Origin of the sequence: Pseudoalteromonas sp. S1612, assembly GCF_005887175.1 — a bacterium.
GTDB classification, from domain to species: Bacteria; Pseudomonadota; Gammaproteobacteria; order Enterobacterales; family Alteromonadaceae; genus Pseudoalteromonas; species Pseudoalteromonas undina.
Genome location: NZ_PNDH01000010.1, coordinates 17957 through 41417, shown reverse-complemented (window position 1 = coordinate 41417; position 23461 = coordinate 17957). Strand labels below are relative to the sequence as shown.

Annotated in this window: 25 protein-coding genes; 16 read left to right on the top strand and 9 right to left on the bottom strand. The window is 40.3% G+C overall.

All coding sequences use genetic code 11. From position 1 onward, the window contains the following. Window positions 1–68: 68 nt before the first annotated feature. On the bottom strand, window positions 69–959 hold the full coding sequence (locus tag CWB78_RS04730; protein WP_054202525.1) for a LysR family transcriptional regulator: 891 nt from the start codon (window positions 957–959) through the stop codon (window positions 69–71). Window positions 960–1074: 115 nt separating this feature from the next. Between CWB78_RS04730 and CWB78_RS04725 the strand changes: the two genes are divergently transcribed. The 6 genes from CWB78_RS04725 to CWB78_RS04700 all read left to right on the top strand — a co-directional run bounded on the left by CWB78_RS04725 (window position 1075) and on the right by CWB78_RS04700 (window position 5185). Continuing rightward, entirely contained in the window at window positions 1075–1479 is a 405-nt protein-coding gene (locus CWB78_RS04725) for a VOC family protein (RefSeq protein ID WP_138594431.1), read from the top strand. Window positions 1480–1518: 39 nt separating this feature from the next. Continuing rightward, window positions 1519–2619 (top strand): alkene reductase, encoded by a 1101-nt coding sequence (locus tag CWB78_RS04720; protein ID WP_138594429.1) that lies wholly within the window; start codon window positions 1519–1521, stop codon window positions 2617–2619. A gap of 29 nt (window positions 2620–2648) precedes the next feature. Further along, on the top strand, window positions 2649–3188 hold the full coding sequence (locus CWB78_RS04715) for a YbhB/YbcL family Raf kinase inhibitor-like protein (RefSeq protein ID WP_010390480.1): 540 nt from the start codon (window positions 2649–2651) through the stop codon (window positions 3186–3188). 48 nt (window positions 3189–3236) lie between these two features. Continuing rightward, window positions 3237–4139 carry a polysaccharide deacetylase family protein gene (locus CWB78_RS04710; RefSeq protein ID WP_054202580.1) on the top strand — a complete coding sequence of 301 codons (903 nt, stop codon included), beginning with the start codon at window positions 3237–3239 and terminating at the stop codon, window positions 4137–4139. A 197-nt stretch (window positions 4140–4336) separates the two neighbouring features. Next, window positions 4337–4906 (top strand): DUF2799 domain-containing protein, encoded by a 570-nt coding sequence (locus CWB78_RS04705; RefSeq protein ID WP_081374117.1) that lies wholly within the window; start codon window positions 4337–4339, stop codon window positions 4904–4906. Window positions 4907–4936: 30 nt separating this feature from the next. After that, a complete protein-coding gene (locus tag CWB78_RS04700; protein WP_010390486.1) occupies window positions 4937–5185 on the top strand; it encodes a hypothetical protein in 249 nt (82 codons plus the stop codon). A 46-nt stretch (window positions 5186–5231) separates the two neighbouring features. On the opposite strand, the gene CWB78_RS04695 is transcribed toward CWB78_RS04700, so the two are convergent. The 4 genes from CWB78_RS04695 to CWB78_RS04680 are packed head-to-tail and all read right to left on the bottom strand — an operon-like array spanning window position 5232 to window position 8724. Beyond that, window positions 5232–5732, bottom strand: a complete 501-nt coding sequence (locus CWB78_RS04695) for a DUF3299 domain-containing protein (protein ID WP_008468279.1) — start codon at window positions 5730–5732, stop codon at window positions 5232–5234. A gap of 14 nt (window positions 5733–5746) precedes the next feature. Then, on the bottom strand, window positions 5747–7000 hold the full coding sequence (locus tag CWB78_RS04690) for an ABC transporter permease (RefSeq protein ID WP_138594427.1): 1254 nt from the start codon (window positions 6998–7000) through the stop codon (window positions 5747–5749). Next, a complete protein-coding gene (locus CWB78_RS04685) occupies window positions 6997–7683 on the bottom strand; it encodes an ABC transporter ATP-binding protein (RefSeq protein WP_010390490.1) in 687 nt (228 codons plus the stop codon). The genes CWB78_RS04690 and CWB78_RS04685 overlap by 4 nt, the downstream gene beginning before the upstream one ends. Window positions 7684–7689: 6 nt before the next feature. Then, window positions 7690–8724, bottom strand: a complete 1035-nt coding sequence (locus CWB78_RS04680; protein WP_138594425.1) for a CDP-glycerol glycerophosphotransferase family protein — start codon at window positions 8722–8724, stop codon at window positions 7690–7692. 217 nt (window positions 8725–8941) lie between these two features. Between CWB78_RS04680 and CWB78_RS04675 the strand changes: the two genes are divergently transcribed. From CWB78_RS04675 to CWB78_RS04655, 5 genes are all read left to right on the top strand, one after another. Beyond that, entirely contained in the window at window positions 8942–10045 is a 1104-nt protein-coding gene (locus CWB78_RS04675) for a phosphoribosylaminoimidazolesuccinocarboxamide synthase (RefSeq protein WP_075170518.1), read from the top strand. 137 nt (window positions 10046–10182) lie between these two features. Then, a complete protein-coding gene (locus tag CWB78_RS04670) occupies window positions 10183–10848 on the top strand; it encodes a methylamine utilization protein (protein WP_055012244.1) in 666 nt (221 codons plus the stop codon). After that, window positions 10838–13153 carry a bifunctional diguanylate cyclase/phosphodiesterase gene (locus CWB78_RS04665; RefSeq protein ID WP_054202517.1) on the top strand — a complete coding sequence of 772 codons (2316 nt, stop codon included), beginning with the start codon at window positions 10838–10840 and terminating at the stop codon, window positions 13151–13153. The genes CWB78_RS04670 and CWB78_RS04665 overlap by 11 nt, the downstream gene beginning before the upstream one ends. Window positions 13154–13166: 13 nt before the next feature. Beyond that, window positions 13167–13973, top strand: coding sequence for a DUF3034 family protein (locus tag CWB78_RS04660; protein WP_464711460.1), 807 nt, complete (start codon window positions 13167–13169; stop codon window positions 13971–13973). Beyond that, a complete protein-coding gene (locus tag CWB78_RS04655) occupies window positions 13973–14392 on the top strand; it encodes a group I truncated hemoglobin (protein ID WP_054202515.1) in 420 nt (139 codons plus the stop codon). The genes CWB78_RS04660 and CWB78_RS04655 overlap by 1 nt, the downstream gene beginning before the upstream one ends. A 41-nt stretch (window positions 14393–14433) precedes the next feature. On the opposite strand, the gene CWB78_RS04650 is transcribed toward CWB78_RS04655, so the two are convergent. Continuing rightward, window positions 14434–15177, bottom strand: coding sequence for a glycosyltransferase family 25 protein (locus CWB78_RS04650; RefSeq protein WP_138594421.1), 744 nt, complete (start codon window positions 15175–15177; stop codon window positions 14434–14436). Window positions 15178–15308: 131 nt separating this feature from the next. Here CWB78_RS04650 and CWB78_RS04645 point away from each other — a divergent pair, with 131 nt between their 5' ends. Beyond that, a complete protein-coding gene (locus CWB78_RS04645) occupies window positions 15309–16139 on the top strand; it encodes a sulfurtransferase (RefSeq protein WP_138594419.1) in 831 nt (276 codons plus the stop codon). A gap of 1 nt (window position 16140) precedes the next feature. Here the strand turns inward: CWB78_RS04645 and CWB78_RS04640 are convergent, their stop codons facing one another. Then, window positions 16141–16491, bottom strand: a complete 351-nt coding sequence (locus CWB78_RS04640) for a DUF5522 domain-containing protein (protein ID WP_010390504.1) — start codon at window positions 16489–16491, stop codon at window positions 16141–16143. A gap of 43 nt (window positions 16492–16534) precedes the next feature. Between CWB78_RS04640 and CWB78_RS04635 the strand changes: the two genes are divergently transcribed. Then, a complete protein-coding gene (locus CWB78_RS04635; protein ID WP_008115457.1) occupies window positions 16535–16861 on the top strand; it encodes a hypothetical protein in 327 nt (108 codons plus the stop codon). A 113-nt stretch (window positions 16862–16974) separates the two neighbouring features. Here CWB78_RS04635 and CWB78_RS04630 read toward each other — a convergent pair whose 3' ends face one another. Next, on the bottom strand, window positions 16975–17943 hold the full coding sequence (locus tag CWB78_RS04630; RefSeq protein ID WP_008115459.1) for a class 1 fructose-bisphosphatase: 969 nt from the start codon (window positions 17941–17943) through the stop codon (window positions 16975–16977). Window positions 17944–18097: 154 nt separating this feature from the next. On the opposite strand from CWB78_RS04630, the gene CWB78_RS04625 reads away from it, so the two are divergent. Both CWB78_RS04625 and CWB78_RS04620 read left to right on the top strand, forming a co-directional pair. Further along, window positions 18098–20527, top strand: coding sequence for a zinc-dependent metalloprotease (locus CWB78_RS04625; RefSeq protein ID WP_138594417.1), 2430 nt, complete (start codon window positions 18098–18100; stop codon window positions 20525–20527). Window positions 20528–20666: 139 nt separating this feature from the next. Further along, window positions 20667–21440 (top strand): YggN family protein, encoded by a 774-nt coding sequence (locus CWB78_RS04620; protein ID WP_010390508.1) that lies wholly within the window; start codon window positions 20667–20669, stop codon window positions 21438–21440. A gap of 103 nt (window positions 21441–21543) precedes the next feature. Here the strand turns inward: CWB78_RS04620 and rsuA are convergent, their stop codons facing one another. Next, window positions 21544–22242, bottom strand: a complete 699-nt coding sequence (gene rsuA, locus CWB78_RS04615) for a 16S rRNA pseudouridine(516) synthase RsuA (protein WP_010390509.1) — start codon at window positions 22240–22242, stop codon at window positions 21544–21546. Window positions 22243–22300: 58 nt separating this feature from the next. On the opposite strand from rsuA, the gene zapE reads away from it, so the two are divergent. Further along, on the top strand, window positions 22301–23410 hold the full coding sequence (gene zapE / locus CWB78_RS04610; protein WP_055012239.1) for a cell division protein ZapE: 1110 nt from the start codon (window positions 22301–22303) through the stop codon (window positions 23408–23410). Window positions 23411–23461: the final 51 nt, after the last annotated feature.

The following is a 23461-nucleotide window of genomic DNA, read 5'->3' as shown; positions in this document are numbered from 1 at the left end:
GCCAAACGTTATAAATAAAACCTTGGAAGTGCAAACTCTCAAGGTTTTATTTTGTTGGCTGTTTATTGTTAAATTTGCTGCTGAAAAAAATCCATAAATGCGGCAACTTGTCGTGGCTGAAATTGCCTTGATGGGTAAAGAAACTGTAAGCCAACTTGCTGTTTATCTTTATTACTAAAACCGAGAATATAGTCATCAAGTAGCGTCACTAAATTACCCTTAGTCAGATCATCATTAATATCTACCATTGATTTTAGAGCAATACCTGCACCGTTAATTGCCCACTGTCTGATCACTGCACCATCACTGCTACTCATAGCTACAGGTACGCGAATTACCTCGTCTTTAAAATGCCAATCATGCATCGATTGACCAAGTCTCTCCATTACTAAGCAGCGATGATTTAATAAATCGCTTGGTTGTAAAGGTTGGCCATGTATTTTTAAATATTCAGCTGAAGCACATAACACACGTTTATTGGCTTTGATCATTCGGCTAATCAAATTACTATCGGGTAAGTTTCCAAAGCGAATAGCAATATCAATGCCTTCTTCAACTAGATTAACTAAGCCATCGGTTAAATGTAGGTGTGGTTTTACTTGTGGATTCAGTGCTACAAATTTAGCTATTGCAGGGGCAACAAACTGTTTACCAAAGTCAGAGGGTGCGGTTACTTTGAGACTACCCGAAAGAGTGTTTTTACTAAGCTGAATACTTTGCTCTGCGGCATCAATTTCAGCAATCACTCTTAAACAGCCTTGAAAAAAGTGCTCTCCAGCCTCGGTTAATTTAATACTTCGAGTATTACGTATTAAGAGTCGGGTTTGATAGTGATTTTCAAGCTGGTTGATACGTGCCGTCATACTCGCAGGCGATAAACCAATTTTTCGCCCAGCTGCAGCAAGCCCGCCAGAGCGCACCACATGAACAAAAAGCTGCATATCATCAATCTTAGCCATCGTTCCTCACTCTTTATAATTCAGTATTAATGAATAGTGTTTTTGATATTAACTCAATTATCAAATTTAAGTAAATAGTTAAACTGGTTGTACTCATTATCAACAGAGAAAGTTTATGCGTTTAGATCATGTATTAATTTCTAGTTGTGATTACCAGGCGATGCGACAGTTCTTTATAAATTCAGTTGGGCTAGTTGAAGGGTATCGTCCGCCTTTCCCTTTCGAGGGGGCATGGTTATACGGCAGTGATAATGTTGCTTTGATTCATTTGGTTAATGCCACGGGTAATAAAGCGCAACTGGGTTACTTATCAGCATTAAACAGCAAAACCCAAGGCCGAGGAGTGGTAGATCACATTGCGATTCGTAGCATAGGTTATCAAGGATTGAAAAGTCGCTTAGCGCAAACAGGTATAAGCTACTTTGAGCGAACCGTGCCAGAGCTATTAGAGCAGCAAGTCTTTATACCGGGACCAGAAGAGATAAAGGTCGAAATGCTATTTAGTAGTGATGAAATTTAATTTAAATCCAGATAAACATTATTTATAAGAGAGTTAGTTATGTCTATAGAATCCTTATTTGAAGTTAAAACCCTCGGTGGCATGGTCACTCAAAATAGAATTGTGATGGCACCTATGACCCGTTCGCGAACTGCGCAACCGGGTGATATTCCCACTGAACTGATGGCCACTTATTATGCGCAGCGTGCTACTGCAGGGCTGATTATTTCTGAAGCAACACAAATTTCTGCTCAGGGCAAAGGTTACTCATTTACGCCAGGTATTTACACGCAAGAACAAATCGAAGGTTGGAAGCAAGTAACACAAGCTGTGCATAAAGAAGGTGGTAAAATATTTTTACAACTTTGGCACGTTGGTCGAATGTCGCACTCTTCATTTCATCATGATGGAACGCCAGTTGCCCCATCTGCACTTGCCCCAGATGCACAAGTTTGGGTGGTAGGCGATGATGGAGAAGGACGGATGCTTGACTGCCCAACCCCACGAGCACTAAGTGTTAAAGAAATTAAAGAAATAGTAAATGATTATAAGCAAGCGGCAATTAACGCGATTGAGGCTGGTTTCGATGGCGTTGAAATACATGGAGGTAACGGGTATTTAATTGATCAGTTTTTAAGACGTTCAGCGAATAAACGCACAGATGAATATGGCGGTAGCCAAGAAAACCGTATTCGTTTTGCCTGTGAAATTATTGGCGCAATTAGTAATGCCATTGGAGCTCATAAAGTGGGTATTAGATTAGCGCCTTTTATCACTCAGCGTGGTATGGGTGATAGTGAAGCAATTGACACTATTTTATTGGCAGCAAAGCAATTTGAGCAAATTGGTATTGCGTATATTCATCTTGCCGAAGCGGACTGGGACGATGCACCTACCGTAACACCAGAGTTTAGAGTCGCACTTCGTCAGTATTTTAGTGGCGCGATTATTGTTGCCGGTAATTATACCGAGCATTCAGGTGTGCAGCTTATTGAACAAGGTCTTGCCGATTACATTGCATTCGGTCGTCGTTTTATTGCCAACCCAGACTTACCGTATCGTATTCAAGAGCAACTGCCACTAAACACGATTACCGATGGGAGTACATTGTTTGGCGGTACAGCCAAAGGTTATACCGATTACCCAGCATATCAAAAGTAACTTTTTAACTGAAAATATAAGGGCTAAAAATGGTTAATTTTTCAAACTCAGTAGTTACTTTACTGATCAGCGGGCTGTTTAGTAGTGCCAGTTTTGCGGCTGAATTTAGTTTATCGAGCCCTGATTTACAGCCAGGGCAGGCAATAAAGAGTGAGCAATACTGGAATAGCTTTGGTTGTCAGGGGAGTAATGTTAGGCCACAACTTAAATGGCAAAATGCGCCTAAGAAAGCCAAAAGCTTTGCCGTGACAGTGTATGACAATGACGCACCAACTGGCAGTGGTTTTTGGCACTGGGTAGTACATGATATTCCTCTTACTAGTAACTCACTATCTTCAACGACTTTGCCCAAAGGAGCCATTGAAGGTAATACGGATATGGGGAAGCCCGGATACCTTGGGCCATGTCCACCAGAAGGACGCAAGCATAGCTACACCTATAAAGTGTATGCATTGGATGTAGAAAAATTAGCTGTTCCACAAGGGGCAACAAGTGCACTTACAGGGTTTTTCTTACACCAACACTCTTTGCAAACAGCCGAGATCACAGTAACGGCAGGACCGCGTTAATTAGCTTAGGAGATAAAAATGAAGGCTTTACCTTTACTCATTCTTTTAATGGCACTGTGCAGCAGTAAGCTATTAAATGCAGCCCCACTACCTGAGAAATCAGGTTATTGGCCTGATGATGCACTATTAGTGATTTCTATTTCAATGCAATTTGAAGCAACAGCACAAGATAGCTCTGATGCAGGGCCGTTTCCTCAAATAGAGCAGGGTTATCACGATACTATTTCGCCTACTTGGTATCAGTATGGGATGAATGAAGGGATCCCGCGATTACTTGATCTATGGGATAAACATAATATTAAAGTTACCTCTCATATGGTGGGCAGGGCTGTGGAATTAAATCCAGCACTTGCTAAAGAAGTGGTTTCGCGAGGGCATGAAGCATCGGGTCACGGCCAAACATGGACACCACAATATTCGATGAGTGTTGAACAAGAGCGCGCTTCATATATTAAAAGTGCAGATATTATCGAAAAAGTGACAGGCATGCGGCCGGTTGGCTTTAATGCATTTTGGATGAGACACTCAAAAAATACACTTACGCTTTTGCAAGAGCTGGGGTTTATTTATCATATTGATGATCTATCGCGTGATGAGCCTTCTTTTACACCAGTAAATAATAAGCCTTTTGTGGTTGTACCTTATACTTTTCGTAATAACGACATTGTGCGCTATTCAGGAAGCACTGCAATGACGGCCCAAGCCTACTTACAAGAGTTAAAAGATGAGTTTGACGTGTTATACGCTGAAGGAAAACACAGAAGACGAATGATGTCGATTAGTGCTCATGACCGTATTGCAGGAACGCCTGCACGAGTAAAAGCGCTTGATGATTTTATCCAGTATGCAAAACAGCATACTGGTGTTAAGTTCATGCGAAAAGATAACATAGCCCGTTGGATAATGAAGCAAAATAATGTGCCCACTAATCCGGCTCAGACGGCTAGATAAAGGAAACATCTATGAGGCAGCTTTTTAATACCATAAGTATGCCTCATGTGATTTTTAGAGGTGAAGGAGTTAAGTTGTTGTCGTAAATTTTAAACTTCAACGGAATTAGAATAGCTTGTTACATTTTTATTATTCACTTTAAACGAATATCTCTTAAAATAGGTACTTGAATAGTCTATAACACTTTAGGAAATAGCATGTTTAGCCGATGTATATTCATTTTATTTGTACTATCTCTATCAGGATGCTCTTCTTTGTCTCAGGATGAATGTATACAGGCCAATTGGACAAACCTAGGCTTTAGTCATGGCGAGCAAGGGTATACATTTGAACATGGCAGAGAAATTATATCCGCTTGTAGTGAGTTTGGTATCACTGCAAAATTAGATGATTATAAGGTTGGTTACAAGCAGGGGCTCGCAGCCTTTTGTGAGCCTGAAAATGGCTTTACCCTGGGCTTACGAGGGGATGCGTATAACGGGGTTTGTAATGACACACAGTTTAGAAAAGCATGGCAAGAGGGTAATGAGCGTTATCAGTTTGAAGCAAGGAAAGCTGAGATAGATGATCGACTTAATAATATTAATTGGCGGTTGCAATCTATTAGTAATGAATTAGCGAGTGATAAACCGTCAAGTAGCCAAAGTAAAGAGTTACGCCGAGAAAGAGAACAGTTAGAGAGAGAGCGTCGTGATTTAAGAAAAGAAAAAGCACTTTTACCATTACTCAACAAGTTTCCTTCATGGCATTTTGAGTATGAACTATAATTTATAACATATCCTTTTACGGTGATTAATATGAAAGTAATATCAATTTTAATAACATTTCTGATCCTCAGTGGGTGTGCGTCAAAAGAAATGCCAGACGGTTATGGAAATGAAGTATTTGCGGAGCATGAGTGCTTAGGTGGTGAAGTTGAAACAGACTATAGCTACACAATTTTTAGCTCTGACGAAGATGAAAGCAATAAGAGTACGGTGAAGTCGACTTGTCATCCAGTGAAAACTCAGTCTGAACTTGAGCGAGATATAAGGACGGGTGGTTGATAGAACAAAATAAAACCCACTTTAAAAGTGGGTTTTATTTTAAGAATTAAAGCTCAAAGGGAGCAACACCGACAGCTTGCATTTGATAACCCACTTGGGCTATTTCGCCAGACCAAGTTTGCGTTTTAATAACGCCCGTTACAACAATCGCATCATATAAGCTATCGATAGGCACACCGCCTTTAATAGTTACATGAACCAGCTGGTTTGGCGGTGGGGGTGGCACATGAATACAGGCACCAAAGTAAGGGACTAATAAAAACTCGGTAATAAGTTCGCTGTCACCTTCAAGTGGCACAACAAACCCAGGTAAGCTAACAGACTGCCCATCAAGTGCTTTAACAACCGGCGCGTCCAAATCAGGTTGCACCCAGTTTTGCTCACTGCCTTCGTGATTAGCTTGTGCTTGGGTATCTATTTGCACATGCCCTTGTGGGATCAAGTCTTCCCAAAAAATTTCCTTCGGGGGATTTGCAATGCTAGCAAAGCTAATTAGCACTGCACTTAATAGCATTAAAGAGTGTGTAGTTACTTTAAACAACGTCATGATCATCCTAAAGTTTATATTTTTATACTCATACCATCACTAAGAGAATAAAAGTAAGCGCGTGTAGCAGGGATCAAGCCAATAATGAATCCCGCAGCCATAATAACGCCAATCAAAGTGAGTTCATAGTCAGAGAGCATACTGATATTAATGCTCACTCCTGCTTGGCTTTGTAAGTAACCCGCGGTTGTGCCCATAAGCGCATAAAATAGAGTGCAGCCTACTAAGCAACCTAAAAAGGTAGTGAGCAGTGATTCTATACTGATCAGTGAAAATAATTGCCAAGGGCGGGCGCCCACAGAACGTAATATTGCCAGTTCTCTGCGGCGTTGATTAAGGTTAGCCAGCAGTGTGGTTAACATGCCGAGCAAGCTAATAATGACCACCACAAATGAAAATAGCAATAGGATCTTTTCTATTATTGCCAGCATTTCCCAAAGCTCTTTTAGTGTGACTGTTGGCATAATCGCTAATAAAGGCTCTGGCTTAAATTGGTTTATGTTACGCCTAATTTGTAGCGTATAAAGCGGTGAGTCGAAGCCCATTAAAAAGGCGGTAATTTGTTTTGGATGGCCAACTAGTGCGTAACTCGAGTGGTCATGATGATCGTCATGATCATGATCATGATGGCCGCCACCATGAATCAATTCAATTGCCGCCAGCGGCACATGCAATGTTTTATCAACAGGGGTGCCAGTAGGCTTTAAAATACCAACAACTTTGAAGGGGTTATCGTCATGATGATGAAAGCTAGTATTGCCCATACCATGAGAAATTACAATTTCATCACCAATTTTATAGGCCAGTTTACTTGCAACCTCACTCCCTATAACAACTTCATTGATGCTAGAAAAAGCCTGTCCTTGTGTAAATGCTAAGGGCTGTTTTTTAGCAAATCGATAGTGCTTAAAATAATCAAGAGTGGTGCCTAAAACTGCTTGGCCCTTATGGCTATCTCCAAGGCTGATAGGAATGCTCCACTTAACCCCGCGTTGTTTTGTAATGTATTGGTAGCTTTGCCAACTCACACCATTATTGGTGTGGCCAATTCTAAACACCGAGGAGAGTAGTAATTGAATATCGCCAGTACGTGCGCCAACAATTAAATCGGTACCCGAAATGGTATTACTAAAACTACTTTTAGCATCTACGCGAACGCGCTCAATACTGAGTAATAACATGACGCTAATCGCAATGGTGAGCAATGTCAGTAATACACTGGCACGTCTATTTAGCAAACTTTTATAGGCAAGTTTAAATAAAATCATACATCACCTTGTAAATTTACTAAGTCGATTGTGCGGCTAAAGAGTGGCTTTAATGTTTCATCGTGACTGACAAAAACAAGCGTACTGTTACTTTTTTTTGCTTGTTCAAATAACAACTTAATAAAGCTTTCACGATTTTGCGTATCAAGTGCTGAAGTAGGCTCATCGGCAATGATAAGTTCAGGACTGCCTATAAATGCGCGTGCTGCGGCAACTCGCTGTTGTTGCCCAATACTTAAAGTGGCAACATTTTGATTATGAAAGTGCGGCTCTAACCCTAGTGCGTTGAGAAGTCGGGCAGCTTCTTTGGTTAAACTCTCAATTTGGTTGAGCACGTGTTGCTGACGCTTTTTCGAAAATTGGCACCCTAAACATACATTTTCTAATGGGGTTAAATAAGGTAGTAAATTAAAGTTTTGGAAAATATAGCCAATATGATCCGCTCTAAATGCATCGCGCTGTGCATTGGTAAGCGCACTTAGATTTTGGTTCAAAACACAAAGTTGGCCGCTAGTCGTTACATTAATGCCTGCCAGTAGTGCCAGTAAGGTAGATTTACCACTGCCGCTTGGCCCATGTAAAAAAACATGTTCACCTTCATCAATGGCGAGTTGCTCAATAGTGAGAGTGGGGCTGGCTGCTTTTTTATGCCATTTAAAAGATACATTCTCAAGGTTGATCATAACGTCTTACCAACTCCAATAGTTAAGTCTTTTGCGCATTTTAAATTGTCTAATAAGATTAAGTGGTTTAGCTTTGAGCTTTTCATCACTATGCAACAGTTCATTGGTTGCGCAAAGTACTCGTTGGCTTGACTTGCCATCTGTGTATGGGTGTAATTCTTGGCAAAAAGCTTCAATATTATCCACCAGTTCTTTTGGGTAAGTTAGTGCATAGTCTATTGCGGCTTCAACGTTATTTTTATCTGTAATATCAAGTAAGTGTTTTTCAGGTGCTTTATTACAAAACGTTACAACCGGTTTTCGTTGTACTAAAAACATCAGTAGTATGGATGAAGTATCGCACAGCATTACATCAGCAGATTGTAATAAAGGAATAACATTGTCTGTTTCAACAAAGGTTAGATTATCATTACTTAACGCTTGATATTTATTAACCCACTCTTGCGGCATTTTCGGATGAAACTGAACTAATAGTCGCCATTTACCGCTTTCACTAAAGTGTTTTATTTGATCATAAAGTTTAGGTACAAGAGATAAGCGTTTTGAAAATGTAGAGCAGATCAATACCGTTGGGCGAGAGTCTGTTTCATCAATATGGCTAGGCTTTGAGTTACCGTTAAAGAATTGATCTAGGGGAGGCCAACCTGTTTCTACTACCTTAAAATAGCCCAGTTTTTTTTGTAACGCCGTAAACGGAGCCGTCGTATTTGGGCCTTGTGTACAATATAAATCAAAACATCCCCGAACTTTAAAGTGATCGTTTTGGCCTTTTTTATTTAGTTTTCCTGCATCAAAGCCGTGAAAAACAGCTACTTTCTTTCCTGGGAAAAATGTAGGGATAGAGTTCGCTGGTGCAAAGGTTGCGTCAGGCGCCCATTGGTTTATCTCATGAATAGAATTTAGTGTTTTTTCATCACTTTTCAAAAAGTCAGGGTTAACATTATCACCCTCTAAGAACCATTTAACTTCCCCTCCTTGAGCTAATATTTCTGCTTGCAATGGCCTTAAAATAGCATAGGAATAATTTTGGGAAATATACATTAGATATTTCTTATTCTTAGTGGCAGTTAAATAGTTCAAGCTAGCTCCTTAGGGCAAGTAATCATGCAAGTTTACCCCAATGCGTCAGCTAGATAAATATTCTGAGATGATTTGTTTTTAGCCTAAGATTGAGCTTTGTGGTTGCCTAGATTATTATAGAGCGCCTAACCCCAATTCCATACTTTGCTCTTTGAGCATGGCAAACCCCGGAGATAGCATGACTAGCTATAAAGTTTTAGACGTAAACGATGACTTACCCATTCGTACTAAAGGTAAAGTACACAGTGGCAAAGTGCGTTCAGTTTATTGGTTAACTGATGCAGATAGCAAACGCTTAATAAATGAAAAAGGCTATAACGTTCCTGCCGATACTGAATTAGCTATTATGGTTATTTCAGACAGAATTTCTGCTTTTGATTGCATATGGCAAGGTGAAAATGGCCTAAATGGCGTTCCTGGTAAAGGGATTGCATTAAACTCAGTGGCTGCTCATTGGTTTAACATGTTTAATGAAGCCGGTTTGGCGGGTAATCATATTGTTGATATTCCTCACCCATACGTATGGATTGTTCGTAAAGCCAGTACAGTTAAAGTTGAAGCGATTGCTCGTCAATATATTACCGGCAGTATGTGGCGCGACTACGCCAAAGGCGAAAGACACTTTTGTGGTTTGCAACTTCCAGAAGGCTTAAAAGCGAATCAAAAGCTTGAGCAAGTACTTATAACCCCTTCTACTAAAGGTATTATAGAAGGGGTTGCTGATATTCCTGCCGTTGATGATGTAAACATCACTCGTGAAAATATTACGAACAACTTAGATGTTTTCAATTTTAAATCGGCTGACGATGTCGCCAAATACGAAAAATTATTGGTAGAAGGATTCGAGCTAATTAGTAATGAGTTAGCTAAGCTAGGGCAAATTTTCGTCGATACTAAATTTGAATTTGGTTACGTAGAAGATTTAAATGGTGTGCAGCAACTTATTTATATTGATGAAGTAGGGACACCAGATTCATCGCGTATTTGGGATGAAGTATCTTATAAGAATGGCAAAATTGTTGAAAACTCAAAGGAAGGCTTCCGTCAGCTGTTAATTAATAACGTACCAGAGAGTGATGTGTTATTAAATAAAGACCGTATGGCTGAGCGTGAGCAGCTAGCAAAAGATTATATTTTACCTGAGTCAGTAATGCTTGAAGTGTCTGACACTTATGTGGGTATCGCTAGCAAAATTATCGGTAAAGAGATCGTTATACCCAATGATCCACGCCAAGAAGTGATTGCAATTTTAGATACTGACTACGGGTTAATCGTTAATTAGCGAAGTAAGTAGACAGGCATAGCAATGCTCATTTTTACTAGTAAAAAAGTATTTATTTTAACTAACTGAGCTATAATTCTTGCAATTAGTGCTCGTCTCTAATTAACTTAACCTATAGTGAATATTTAGGTGTGATTATGTTAGAGCGAGCAATGCAAGTTATTGCAAAACGTCGTTATTTATTAGTACTGGGTGCATTGTTTAGTGTGTCGGCCTTTGGCAATACCATTAATTTGGTTATTAAAGATCAGCATGACCAAGTATTGCCTAATGCTGTCGTAGAAATAAATCATTTACCTTCCTCAAAAACTACGGGCAGTTTACCCACGGCGGTAATGGATCAAGTTGATAAACAGTTTTCACCACAGCTACTTATTGTACACCAAGGTCAGTACGTTAACTTTCCAAATAGCGATAATATTCGCCACCATGTATATTCTTTTTCAAAAGCAAAGCCCTTTCAATTAAAGCTCTATTCTGGTCAGCCAGAAGATCCCATTAAGTTTGATAATCAAGGTGTTGTTGTTCTAGGCTGCAATATCCACGATTCTATGGTGGGCTATATTTATGTCGCTAATAGTAATCATGTGTATACCAGCAACGAGCAAGGCCAAATAAATCTACAAGTTGACTCTTTTCCTGTGCAAGCCAGTGTCTGGCACTCACTGCAAACAGCGACTTTGGATAATAAAAAAATGTTTGATATAAAATCAACCAGCCCGGTATCAATCACTATAAATACGTCTACGCCTGCACCACGTAACACCTTTGGCAGTCAATTTAGGGAAGGTAATGGGCAATAATTTACGTAGCCGTATAACAACGCTATGCGTTGGCTTGGTGTTACTTACAACTTTACTCAGCTTAGTGAGTTTTTGGTGGTCTACGAGTAAGTTTCAGGCAGAAAAAGTACAGCAAAATATAACGGTTGCGCAAAGCGTTTATAAGCAATATTTAAAATCAAAAGAGAGCTTGCTATTAACTGCTGCAAAGGTGTTAACCGCTGATTTTGGTTTTAAGCAGGCAGTTGCTACTCGCGATGCAGCCACCATTAGTAGTGTATTATACAATCATAGCCAACGGATCAATGCCGATTTAATGCTGTTGCTCGATTTATCGGGGCGGTTAGTGTCTGCTAATGTGAATGCACAAAATTTTGCAGATAACCTACAGCCCTTGATGGATGAATTATTAAATAATTCTGAACAATCGAGCTTTGTAGTGTTAAATAATCAGCTCTATCAAGTAATATTATTGCCAGTTAAAACCCCCAGAACCATCGCTTACAGTTTAGTCGGGTTCAAAATCACATCGGCTGTGACTACTGAGCTGAAAAGCTTAACCGGTATGGAGGTTAGCTTTGTTGCGCAATTAGATAGTTTTGCAGCAAGCTCGTTTGCACCTCAACCTGAAAAATTTCAACCTATAGAATACTTTGAAAATAAAACTACAGCTCGTTTTTTTGCTGAATATTTGGCCTATGAAAATCAACAAATAGCTTTACCATCTTTGCAATCACACCCGGTCACCTTACTACTAAGTGCTGATTTAACCTCAAGTTATCGAGATATTGAGCAACTATTGCTAACGCTAGTTACATTGGCCGTGTTAACCATGTTATTTGGTGTGATCACCAGTAGTTTGCTTGCCAATAACTTAACCAGCGGACTTACACAGTTAGCGGTTATCGCAAGGCAATTTGCCAAAGGTGACTACCGTTTTAAATTTGAAGGTAAAAAACAAAGCAGCGAAATAGCAACGCTAGTCAGCGCCTTTAATAACATGGGTAATGATATTAATAAGCGTGAGCAGCAAATCAGTTTTCAAGCACATCACGATACCTTAACAGGGTTTTATAACCGTTCAGCTATGTTAGATTTATTAGCAAAGCAGCTCACTAAAGATAGATGCTACACGCTTGTTGCTATTGATATAAAAGGCTTAAGACACATAAACGACAAGCTTGGTCCGCAAGTAGGAGATGAGTGTTTAATTGCGGTGGCAAACCGTATTCGTCAATTCTCTGATGAGCTTGGTGGATTTCATGCACGAATTGGCGGCGATGAGTTTTTAACGGTTTACCCCAGTGTGGAGGCTGACCAAGTAAAATGTGCTGTAGCCGATTTGATTGAGCAATTACAGGCACCTTACCAGATTAAAAGCTTAAAAATAAGTTTGCGTTTTAACGCTGGGATTGTGCAGTACCCTGGACAAGGCGTTAAAGCGGACGATTTAATGCGGCGTGTACTCATTGCTGTTGATGCGGCTACAACAAGCCAACAAAGCTTACATTACTACCAAGATGGTGAAGATGAGGCGCACTTAGACCGTTTAATCATGCTTGATGAGCTCAAACAAGCGATTGATGATGATAACGGGCAACTGTTTATGACTTATCAGCCTAAGTTGAATATTAAAAGTCAGAAAATTGATAAGGTTGAGTCACTTATTCGTTGGCAACGTGATGATGGGAGCTGGGTTTCGCCTGAAGTGTTCATTGATTTAGCTGAGCAGTCAGGATTAATTGTGGAACTAACTGCCTGGGTTGTCGATACAGTTATTGCGCAAATAGCCGATTGGTATAAAAAAGGGATTCACTTACAGGCAGCGATTAATGTGTCAGCCCAAGATATTGCGCATGCGGGATTTCATAATTTGTTGGTCGCGACCTTAAAGAAATATCATGTAAGCCCAAGTTCTGTCACTATTGAGTTGACGGAGCGCGATATGATCGAAAATGAAGCCCAAGGTATCAAAGCGTTAGAGAACTTAAAAACTATCGGTGTTAAAATATCACTAGACGATTACGGTGTCGGGCAAACATCATTGGGGCGATTAAAAATGTTACCTATTGATGAGCTTAAGCTAGATAAATGCTTTATTTTAACTTTGCATGAGTCACAAAAAGATCAATACATAGTGCGCTCGTCAATCACACTTGGACACCAACTTGGGTTTTCAGTGGTGGCCGAGGGCGTAGAAACGGCAGCGTCTTTATCATTGCTTCATGAAATGCAATGCGATCATGCACAAGGTTACTACTTGAGTCGTCCTTTAAAAGCACAACAACTAGAACAATGGTTAGAGGAATATCAGGGTGTACATTAAATTTTTACTGAGCATGACACTCTTATTTTGCAGTACGCTAACTGTAGCTGCAACGGGAAAACTATTAGCAACACCGGGCGTGTCTCAAGTTGAAGGCAGTGCAGGAGGAGGGTTAGTTCCTTGGGCGCAGCTAGCAGGTTATGCTAGTGAGGACGAATGGGCTGTTAATGGCTTTTGTAGTCGTGCTGATGTAACAGATTACCGCCTAGATGCCTGTGGTGTGCAGCTTAACCTATTTAATCGTGTTGAACTGAGTTATGCAGTGCAGCAGTTTGACGTGCCTGCGCTCAATACAGAAATAGAGCAGTCAATTTCTGGGGCAAAAATTCGTTTATATGGTGATATAGTATACAGTAAGTGGCCCCAGCTAAGCATGGGTGTACAGCATAAATCACTGGATGATGGCGCAGTTGCAAAGTTGGTTGGCGCAAAAAATACCAGTGGTACAGATGTGTACCTAGCAGCCAGTAAATTACATTTGGGCGCACTTGCTGGGTACAACTGGTTTTGGAATGTGACCACCCGTTACAGTAAAGCCAATCAGTTAGGGCTTTTAGGATATGGAGGGGCTAATGAAGGTAGCCATATTTTACTAGAAGCAAGTAGTGCGGTGTTTGTAAGTCGTGAACTTGCTATTGGCATTGAGTATCGACAAAAAGCCAATAACCTAGGTTTAGGCGAACAAGATTGGCGCGATTTATTTATAGCGTGGATGCCTAATAAACATGTCAGTGTAACGGCGGCCTATTTAGACTTAGGGCGGATTGCTGGTGTTGATAAACAAACCGGCTGGTATTTATCGGTTACGGGGTATTGGTAATGAAACTGAGTGTATTTATTTTTTGTTGTTTAAGCTTACTTTCAGGGTGTACAACACAACCTAACACTTCTCTGTATCACCAACTTGGCGAGCGAGCTGGGCTTGAAAAGTTAACTGACAGTTTTATTGCCCAAATAGGTAATGACAAGCAGGTATTTCATTACTTTGAACACAGTAATATTAGCCATTTTCGACAAGGGTTTATTAGCCATTTATGTTCGCTGGTTGAGGGTCCTTGTGAATACAAAGGCGACTCGATGGTTGCGATTCATACAGGTATGAATATAAATGAAAAAGACTTCAATCACGTTGTCGATTTATTAATAAATGCAATGAACGAGCAAAATATCCCACATACAGTGCAAAATGAAATTTTAGCTAAAATGGCGCCATTGCGTGGCGAAATTATTAAGATTTAATTTTTATAATCAAATGCATACATGTAAAAATATGCTGGGTATTACTCACTTGTAATTTTGGCAAGATCCGCAGTTTTATATCGTCTTTGCATATGAATACTCGATCTATGAATTAAATTTCTGATAAATGTACTGCGGTTGGAATGAGAGCCTGCATTAGCGCTTGTTATTTCACTAATAAAGCTTCGATCTTCGGCAACAGGGTAGGGTTTTATGCCTATCATATTTAAGCCTACTTCAGTGTGAAACTGCATATCGACATCTACCGGTCTAAAAAACGGTTTTCTTTGCAGTAGTTTTTTAGCGCCGCTTAGTGAAATGATGTAGCCTTGAGTGCCGTTTGGTGCTTTTTTATAGTTGCCAACTGTTAGGTTATTTTCTAATAACGTACTGTCAATAAATGGAAAGTTTCGATTATCAGATAACTTGATTAAATCCCAGTTTTTTAATTTAAGCGCCGCATCAACAACATCTTTAAGTGAAGCTTCAATGAAAAGGTCATCCTCTAATACAACACAATAAGCGATATTTTCAACGACCATTTTTTGCCAAAGGCGCATATGGCTTACATAGCAACCAATTTCACCTGCAGATAGGTTGCGATTGTAACGTTTTTTATTTTTTTTCGGGCAATACCACTTGAGGATTTCTTGTTCACTAAGGTTTTTGCCAATGGTCGCTTCAAAACGTTCAGCATTTAAGTGTAGACTGGTAAGTCGCTTTAGGGTTGTTTCCCAACGGTCTTCGCAGCCTTGCATATTGATAATGTAAAAAGGGATTGGCATAATTTTATTTTATTTAGAAACCTCAAAGCAGCTATTTTAGCATTATTATAATTTGTAACCAGTCTAAATTCTGTTTATAAACAGGCTGTAATAATATATAGCTATTTCATTTCTTTAAATTTGGCAAGACGATGAAAAACATAGTCAGTGCAAAATGGTTACATGCGCGTTTAGAGCAAACTAACTTAGTTATTTTTGATGCAGGTATGCTACGCCCCTCTGCTGCAGGGGAGTACTCGCCCGTTGCTATGCTACCCAAGGCACAACGGTTTGATATCAAAAAAGAACTCGCAGATACTTCAAACCCATTACCCAATACCTTGTGTAGTGCAGAGCAATTTACTCAGGTGATGCAAAAAGCAGGCGTTAATCACGACTCATTGGTGGTGATTTATGAAGATGCGGGGTTATTCAGTGCAGCTAGAGCCTGGTGGATGTTTAAAGCCATGGGGTTTAATAACGTAAAAGTGCTCAGTGGTGGTTTAGCCAAGTGGCTTGAGCTGGGGCTTGCGGTTGAGTCAAACTATACGCAAGCATCACTAAAAGGCGACTTTATTGCTCATTACCAACCTGATTACTTTATTGATAAAAAACAGGTGCTAAGTGCTACTAATGATGCCAATACAGTTATTTTAGATGCGCGTGCTTATGAGCGCTTTACGGGTAAAAATAAAGAGCCAAGAGCGGGTATGCGCAGCGGCCACATTATTAATAGCTACTCGCTACCTTTAAGTAGTTTATTAGAAAATGGCGAGGCAAAATCACTCGACTTTATACAAACACAGTTTAGTGAATTAGTCGGTAATGCAACCCAGATACAGTTTAGCTGCGGTTCGGGGGTTACTGCCTGTGCGCTTGCACTGTTCGCTGATGAATGCGGATATAATAATTTAAGTGTTTACGACGGCTCGTGGAGTGAGTGGGGCGCTGATAGCTCACTGCCTATTGCAGTGGGTGGCTAATTTAATTATAGGGACAATTTTTACACCCGTTTTTGCAGCAAGTACCACGTTTTAAAAAATACCACTTACTAAACACCATGTAATTATTCTGCATGGTGTAATCTAACCCTTCAATTAAATTATCATGGCTTCTAAATTGTTTAGCAAAAGCGATTTGAGCTTTTATTGGTTGAGTGTATATAGTCTCTAAATAGTTATTTATTTTAGCAAGAGTACATAAGCGGCATAAGCAGCTGGTTGCTGTATCATCGAGTGGTAAAATAGCAGGTAACTGATAACACCAACATGCGGTTATATCATTAACATTACAGTTAAGCGTTGTATTACATTGGCTGCAGTTTATCTGGGTCATTTTAGGTCTTATTAACAGTAGAGCAGCAAGAATAACAAACATTATGAATATACAAAAAGCATTGGCTGAATTTATTACATTTGGCGAGCAAAGAGATAGTGCCATTAGTGTGATTGTTTCAACCGCAGCAAGCAATAAAATCTACCTGTACACACTCACAAAGCCTGTACTAATTAATGTACTTACGCGTTGTTTCAATAAAGAAATTGATATTGACGATTTACAGCTGTGGGCAAATGTTATTGAGTCGCGAGATGACATAAATTGCGCTGAGCATGAAGGCGTTATTTACGCGCTAAGTAATAGCGAGCAAATGGGCGAGTTGACTCATCAAAAGCTCGCACAGTTGTTAAAGCTGCTACAACAGTAGCAGGTGGCTATCAGAAAGTATGAAAGGTTTTAAGCAACAGTTTTCAGATGTTAGTAACCACTACAGGGCTAATCTCTAGCTGACAACTGAAACCTAAAACCTGTTCTTAAAGTTTACTTATGATAGCTCAAGCAAGTTTCTACTTCGTCTTTAGAGCCTAAAATAACCGCAACTCGCTGATGGATAGCATCAGGCTGAATATCCATAATACGCTCAGTGCCTGTTGAAGCAATACCACCTGCTTGCTCTACTAGCATTGCCATTGGATTTGCTTCATATAGTAAACGTAGTTTATTAGGTTTATTAGGATCTTTAGTGTCAGTTGGGTAAGTAAATAAACCACCACGGCTAAGTACACGATGAACATCGCCAACCATTGCAGCAATCCAACGCATATTGAAGTTTTGAGCGCGAGGGCCTGTATCTCCGGCAAGTAAGTCATTAATGTAGTTTTGCATCGCTGGTTCCCAGTGGCGCTGGTTAGAGGCGTTAATTGCAAATTCATTAGTTTTAGCAGGAATAGCGGCAAAATCTTGAGTAAGTAAAAAGCTACCTTGGGTTTTATCTAAGGTAAACATGCGTGTACCTTTACCCGTTGTTAGCGCAAGCATAGTTGATGGGCCATACAGTACGTAACCTGCAGCCACTTGTTGATGCCCAGGTTGCATAAAAATCTTTTCATCAGCAGCATCTGAGCCCACAGGTGCTTTCATAATAGAAAAAATAGTACCTACAAGTGAGTTAATATCTGTATTTGACGAGCCATCAAGTGGATCAAATGCAACAATGTACTCGGCATCTGGGTTACCGGCAACAGTATAATCTTCTTCTTCAGAGGCAATCGCTTTAACTGTGCCTGACTCCAGCAATATATCTTTTAATAACTGATTAGACAGTACATCGAGTTTCTTTTGTGTTTCGCCTTGAATATTTTCATCGAGGGTTGAGCCTAATACGCCCGATAATTCACCTTGACCGACGCGAAATGAAATTTCTTTACATGCCGCTAAAATAGTACGAATTAACGACAAAAGTTCTCTTGAACAGCCATCTTCTAGTAATACTGGTGGGAGTCTACGCATTCTTTTTTCCTGATAACGTGTTAAAACTAATCATAATGTGAGAGAGATTAGTTTAGAGCGCTGAAATTCGTCTTAAATAACTGTATTGTATAAATAACCCCCTATAATGGGGTACCTACATCGCATTTAAAACGCTAATAACAAAGATAAGATTATGCAAAAAATATCACGATTAAGTTACATACTCTTTACTGTGCTGCTCTGTATGATAACTCAAGCGCACGCAGCAATTAAGTCTATTGACGAATTTACTGAAAAAATGAACCATTTCCCTGGTTATTTTTCTTTCTTTTACGATACCCAAAACGGCAATGTGTATTTAAAAGTTGATAAACTTGAGCAACAATTTTTACTACAGCATAGCTTGCCTTATGGCGTTGGCTCTAACGATATAGGTTTAGATAGAGGCCAATTAGGCGGTACCTATTTGGTACAGTTTGAGCGCTTTGGCAACAAGGTGATGTTACGTGCCGTAAATACTTACTACCGTGCAAACACGAGTAATATAGCAGAGCAGCAAAGCGTTAAAGAAGCGTTTGCATCCAGCATTTTGGCGGGTTTTAAAGTTGTCGCTCAAGATGCCAATGCTGCATTAATAGATTACACCCCTTATTTACTGAGTGACGTACATGGCGTAAGCCGTACTTTAGCTGCGCGCAAGCAAGGGCAGTTTAGCCTTGATGAGTCACGCAGTGCGGTATTTATGAATCGCTCAAAAGCATTTTTGAAAAATACTGAACTTGAAGCCATTCTCACCTTTAAAGGGTCTAAACCAGGTAAATACGTTCGCCAAGTGAGTGCTGATCCTTACACTTTGAGTGTGCACATGCACCATTCACTTATTCAATTGCCTGATGATAATTACACACCTCGTAAATTTAGCCCGCAATCGGGTTATTGGAGTGTGGAGCATAAAAATTATGCAGCAGGGCTCGATGAGTCTATGTACGTGCGTTACATTCCGCGTCATCGTTTAGCAAAAAAAGATCCAAGCCTAGCAGTTAGTGAGCCAGTAGAGCCTATTGTTTATTACTTAGATCCAGGGGTACCTGAACCAGTAAAAACGGCCTTATTAGATGGTGGGCAATGGTGGAATGACGCTTTTAATGCAGCAGGATATAAAAATGCCTTTAAAGTTAAAGTGCTACCAAGTAATGCAGATCCTATGGATGTGCGCTACAATGTTATTCAATGGGTGCATCGTGCAACCCGAGGCTGGTCGTATGGCAGTTCAATTATAGACCCACGAACAGGCGAAATTATTAAAGGCCATGTGACACTAGGCTCGCTGCGAGTGCGTCAAGATATCCTTATTGCTGAATCACTCGCTGCGCCTTATTTAAAAGGCAATGAAGTGGCAAGCACTTTACATACAATGGCACTTGATCGTATTCGTCAACTCAGTGCTCATGAAATTGGTCATACACTGGGTATTGCGCACAACTTTGCTGCGTCAGTAAATAATCGAGCTTCGGTGATGGATTATCCGCATCCGTTATTGAGCTTTGCAGATAATGGTCAGTTAGACGTATCTGATGGTTATGCTAAAGGTATGGGCGCATGGGATACGCAAGTGATCAAATATGGCTACAGTGACTTTACCGGCCAAGATGAAAGCGAAGCACTCGCTGCTATTTTGCAGCAAAATAAAGCACAAGGTTTGGCGTTTATTTCTGACAGTGATGCCCGTGCAAAAGGTGGGGCGCACCCTACAGCGCATCTTTGGGATAATGGCAGTAATCCAAGTGAAGAATTACTTAGAGTGCTTGATGTGCGAAAGCAAGCGCTCGGGCAGTTTGGTATTAACAATATAAAAACTGGGGTTGCACTGTCGCAGTTAGAAGAAAAGCTAGTGCCACTTTACTTATTCCATCGTTATCAAGTTGAAGCGGTTGCAAAGCTTATTGCGGGCGTTGATTATGACTATGAAATTCGCAGTGATGCACCCGTTAAAGGCGCCCAAGTTGTAGCTAAAGAGACTCAGCAACAAGCAGTTAATGCTATTTTAGCCACCCTAAAAGCAACTAATTTAACGCTGCCAGAGTCGATACTGTCTTTGATTGTACCTAAGGCGTATGGCGAGTCTAAATCACGAGAAAGTATAGTGGGTCGTACCGGCTTAACTATGGATGCACTTGCATTGCCTGAAGTGGCAGCGCAGCATAGCCTATCGCTATTACTAAACGCTCAACGATTAAATCGATTAGCACAGCAGCAAGCACGTGATAACCGCTTTTATAGCCTAGATGAGCTACTTAAACAGTTAAATAAGCAAGTGTTTAATGTATCAGCACCTGCCACCATGACAGGAAAAGTAACACAACGAGTACAGTACCTAACGGCAAAAGCCATGGCTGATCTTGTGGCTAACGATGGTTTAAGCCCTGAAGTGCAAGCGCAACTGCATTTCTATTTAAGCAAACTTGCTGATGAGTTTAATCAGCATTCTTTGCTAGGCCACCCTGAAGTGGGTGACAGCGCATTTAAAAACTATTTATCGTCGCAAATTAATCAGTTTTTAACAACAGGCCAGTGGCCTGATAATTTTAAAGCCCTGCCAATACCACCAGGCTCACCTATTTAATAGTACAAGCCAGAGGATAAAGGCGCTGTGTAAACGTTACGTTTCATGGTGCCTTGTTTTTAGGGTGTTACTTTTGCTTGCATAAAGTTGGTTTTTTGTTAATCTAGCCACCCCCTATTTTAGTCTTTTTGAGGTGTTTATGGCGTTTTTATCTCGTTCGATATTGGCGTTATCAATGGCACTTTTAAGCTCCAATGCAATCGCACAAAAACAATGTGATGTTGAACTTCGTCATGGTTTAATTATTACCGATGATGTGATCCGTATTGTTGATAAAGGCCAAACAAGGGTGCAAATTAACAATAATAATCAATTGTTTATTCGAGGCTACTGGGTCGATTTAAGCACCGACGAAAGCAAAGTGCTAGAACAATTTAGCAATGGTATTCGTCAAACAGTTCCTGAGTTGGTCGATTTAGCGACCGATGGCGTTAACCTAGGACTCAGTGCTATTGAGCATGTTGTTGAGGGCATGTCAGATAAAGAACCCGAAGTGCTAAAAACGCAATTACAATATGTAGAGCGCGCACTTATGGATAAGTTTAAACGTGGCGACGATTTCTTTTTTATAGCCCCTCAATCGCTTTCCCAAATTGATGATTTTTTTACTAAAGAAATTAGTCAAAAAATACACTCAGCTGTACATGGCTCTTTGGGTGCTATTTTAATGTCGCTTGGGGATGCGTTTAAATCTCGAGAAGGCAATATAGAAGACCGCATGAACGACATGGGGCAACGCATGGATATCATCACCAAAGAAATCGATAAGTCGTTACAGAAAAAAGCCCATCAATTAGAACTTAAAGCCTCTGAATATTGTGAATGTTTAAACTCTCTAGATATTACTGAGTCTCGGCTGCAAGCGATTGTACCTGGGATGACAGACTTTGATTTAGTACAGATTAAATCGTAAGAACAGAGATTAGGCAAGATTATAGAAGGCAACGAGCATCGAGCCTAGAGCGGCAGGTGAACAGCCCGAACCTCGTGAACCATTTCCTAACACCTAAACAACCTCACAGTTTTATCTCTGCGGCAGTTAATGGGCGGTATTCACCTGCAGCCAAATCTTCACCTAACTTTATACCCGCAATTTGTTCACGATGTAGTTCAACTACTTTGTTATCTACCGCTGCTAGCATACGTTTTACTTGGTGATACTTCCCCTCAGAAATAGACAAGCGTAAACCATAATTCCCTAAGCGCTCAGCAATAGCAGGGCGAGTTAAATCTTTTTCATTGTGAAGCTGCACACCGTCGCGTAATTGCTGCAGTGCATCATCGGTAATCGGCTCTTGAGTTTCAACCAAGTAGGTTTTAAATTTATTCTTTTTAGGCGAGGTAATTTTGTGTGACCAGTCGCCATCATTAGTAATAAGCACTAGGCCAGTGGTGTCTATATCTAAACGCCCGGCAATGTGAAAGTCGGCCATGTTTGGCTCATCAAGCAAATCAAATACGGTTTTGTGTAACTCATCTGAATTAGCGCATACATAACCTACCGGCTTATTGAGCATAAAGTAGCGTTTACCTAAAAACACTAATGGCTGATCATGAAATAACACGTCATCTTGCTGAGTAACTTGAAAGTCGAATGCCGTGATCACCTCGCCATTAACGCTAGCCGCTTGGCTTTTTATTGCTGCACGGGCTTTTGAGCGTGGTAACTCTGCTAAATGGCTAATAAATTTATCTAAACGGCAAGGAAATTTCATGTTGTTCACATTTTTAGTCGGCTACAATGGCCGCGAGTATAGCGGATAGTGAAATACCATGACAGAGCCCAGTACAGAAATTTTAAGCCTGTACCATAGCAAGGTTTCATCAGGAGAGCTTGATTTCGATGCGGCGCAACACCAAGCCGTGAGTGCGTTACAGTCTTTAAGTGAGCAATTAAATCAGCCTGCAAGCTGGTGGCAAAAAGCACCTTCAATAAGGGGAATATATTTATATGGCCCGGTTGGTCGAGGTAAATCTATGTTGATGGACTTATTTTATGAAAACTTACCCACAGAGAAAAAGCAGCGCCTGCACTTTCATCATTTTATCGAAAAAGTTCATGCTCAATTGGCCAAGTTACAAGGGGATAAAAATCCGCTGCAAATAATTGCTAAACAGTGGGCCAAAAAGATAAAAGTGCTGTGCTTTGATGAGTTTTTTGTTAGTGATATTGGTGACGCCATGATCATGGCTCGGTTATTTAACGCTTTATTTGAACAAGGCGTGGTGCTAGTAGCAACCTCTAACGCAAAACCGGAGCAACTTTATTACAACGGTCTGCAACGCGCGCGATTTTTACCAACTATCGATTTAATAAATGAACATTGTCGTGTAATTAACGTGGCGGGGGAGGAAGATCACCGCTTTAGATACGGCAGAAGTAGTCGTCATTATTTTATTAACTTGCCCGATGCTGAATTTGAGGCTGGGTTTTTATCCGCACATTCTCAAGCAATGCGTAATAATACAATAACTGTGCATGGCCGAGTGCTTCCTTATTTATTAAAAACTGACGATGCTTTACTGATTGATTTTATGGCATTGTGCTCAGGCCCTCGTAGCGCCAATGACTATATGTTTTTAGCAGAACAGTTTTCGGTAGTATACATCGCGAATGTGCCAATAATGGGAAAAGAGGCAACTGGTAAAGTTATTGTGCATGGTATAGAAGATAGCTATCAGCGCGAAAAGCAGCAGTTAGATGAGCATACACTCGATGATGAAGCTCGGCGTTTTATTGCCTTAGTCGATGAGTTTTATGATTGCCACAAATTACTGGTAATTAATGCCCAGGCCGACATAAACGAGTTATACCAAGGTAAAAAATTAAGCTTTGAATATGCGCGAACCCAGTCACGGATTGTAGAAATGCAAAATTGGTAAGTACAACATTAAAACACCGCATTTAATTTAAATGCGGTGTTTTAATTTTAA

Coding starts and splice junctions, on each gene's coding strand:
- CWB78_RS04630 (WP_008115459.1), bottom strand. CDS start 17,943: ATGCGTAGACTCCCACCAGTATTACTAGAAGATGGCTGTTCAAGAGAA.
- CWB78_RS04710 (WP_054202580.1), top strand. CDS start 3,237: ATGGCACTGTGCAGCAGTAAGCTATTAAATGCAGCCCCACTACCTGAG.
- CWB78_RS04640 (WP_010390504.1), bottom strand. CDS start 16,491: ATGACCCAGATAAACTGCAGCCAATGTAATACAACGCTTAACTGTAAT.
- CWB78_RS04725 (WP_138594431.1), top strand. CDS start 1,075: ATGCGTTTAGATCATGTATTAATTTCTAGTTGTGATTACCAGGCGATG.
- CWB78_RS04675 (WP_075170518.1), top strand. CDS start 8,942: ATGACTAGCTATAAAGTTTTAGACGTAAACGATGACTTACCCATTCGT.
- CWB78_RS04680 (WP_138594425.1), bottom strand. CDS start 8,724: ATGTATATTTCCCAAAATTATTCCTATGCTATTTTAAGGCCATTGCAA.
- CWB78_RS04625 (WP_138594417.1), top strand. CDS start 18,098: ATGCAAAAAATATCACGATTAAGTTACATACTCTTTACTGTGCTGCTC.
- CWB78_RS04620 (WP_010390508.1), top strand. CDS start 20,667: ATGGCGTTTTTATCTCGTTCGATATTGGCGTTATCAATGGCACTTTTA.
- CWB78_RS04685 (WP_010390490.1), bottom strand. CDS start 7,683: ATGATCAACCTTGAGAATGTATCTTTTAAATGGCATAAAAAAGCAGCC.
- CWB78_RS04700 (WP_010390486.1), top strand. CDS start 4,937: ATGAAAGTAATATCAATTTTAATAACATTTCTGATCCTCAGTGGGTGT.
- CWB78_RS04645 (WP_138594419.1), top strand. CDS start 15,309: ATGAAAAACATAGTCAGTGCAAAATGGTTACATGCGCGTTTAGAGCAA.
- CWB78_RS04695 (WP_008468279.1), bottom strand. CDS start 5,732: ATGACGTTGTTTAAAGTAACTACACACTCTTTAATGCTATTAAGTGCA.
- CWB78_RS04660 (WP_464711460.1), top strand. CDS start 13,167: ATGACACTCTTATTTTGCAGTACGCTAACTGTAGCTGCAACGGGAAAA.
- CWB78_RS04650 (WP_138594421.1), bottom strand. CDS start 15,177: ATGCCAATCCCTTTTTACATTATCAATATGCAAGGCTGCGAAGACCGT.
- CWB78_RS04715 (WP_010390480.1), top strand. CDS start 2,649: ATGGTTAATTTTTCAAACTCAGTAGTTACTTTACTGATCAGCGGGCTG.
- CWB78_RS04730 (WP_054202525.1), bottom strand. CDS start 959: ATGGCTAAGATTGATGATATGCAGCTTTTTGTTCATGTGGTGCGCTCT.
- rsuA (WP_010390509.1), bottom strand. CDS start 22,242: ATGAAATTTCCTTGCCGTTTAGATAAATTTATTAGCCATTTAGCAGAG.
- CWB78_RS04690 (WP_138594427.1), bottom strand. CDS start 7,000: ATGATTTTATTTAAACTTGCCTATAAAAGTTTGCTAAATAGACGTGCC.
- CWB78_RS04665 (WP_054202517.1), top strand. CDS start 10,838: ATGGGCAATAATTTACGTAGCCGTATAACAACGCTATGCGTTGGCTTG.
- CWB78_RS04635 (WP_008115457.1), top strand. CDS start 16,535: ATGAATATACAAAAAGCATTGGCTGAATTTATTACATTTGGCGAGCAA.
- CWB78_RS04670 (WP_055012244.1), top strand. CDS start 10,183: ATGTTAGAGCGAGCAATGCAAGTTATTGCAAAACGTCGTTATTTATTA.
- CWB78_RS04720 (WP_138594429.1), top strand. CDS start 1,519: ATGTCTATAGAATCCTTATTTGAAGTTAAAACCCTCGGTGGCATGGTC.
- CWB78_RS04655 (WP_054202515.1), top strand. CDS start 13,973: ATGAAACTGAGTGTATTTATTTTTTGTTGTTTAAGCTTACTTTCAGGG.
- CWB78_RS04705 (WP_081374117.1), top strand. CDS start 4,337: ATGTTTAGCCGATGTATATTCATTTTATTTGTACTATCTCTATCAGGA.
- zapE (WP_055012239.1), top strand. CDS start 22,301: ATGACAGAGCCCAGTACAGAAATTTTAAGCCTGTACCATAGCAAGGTT.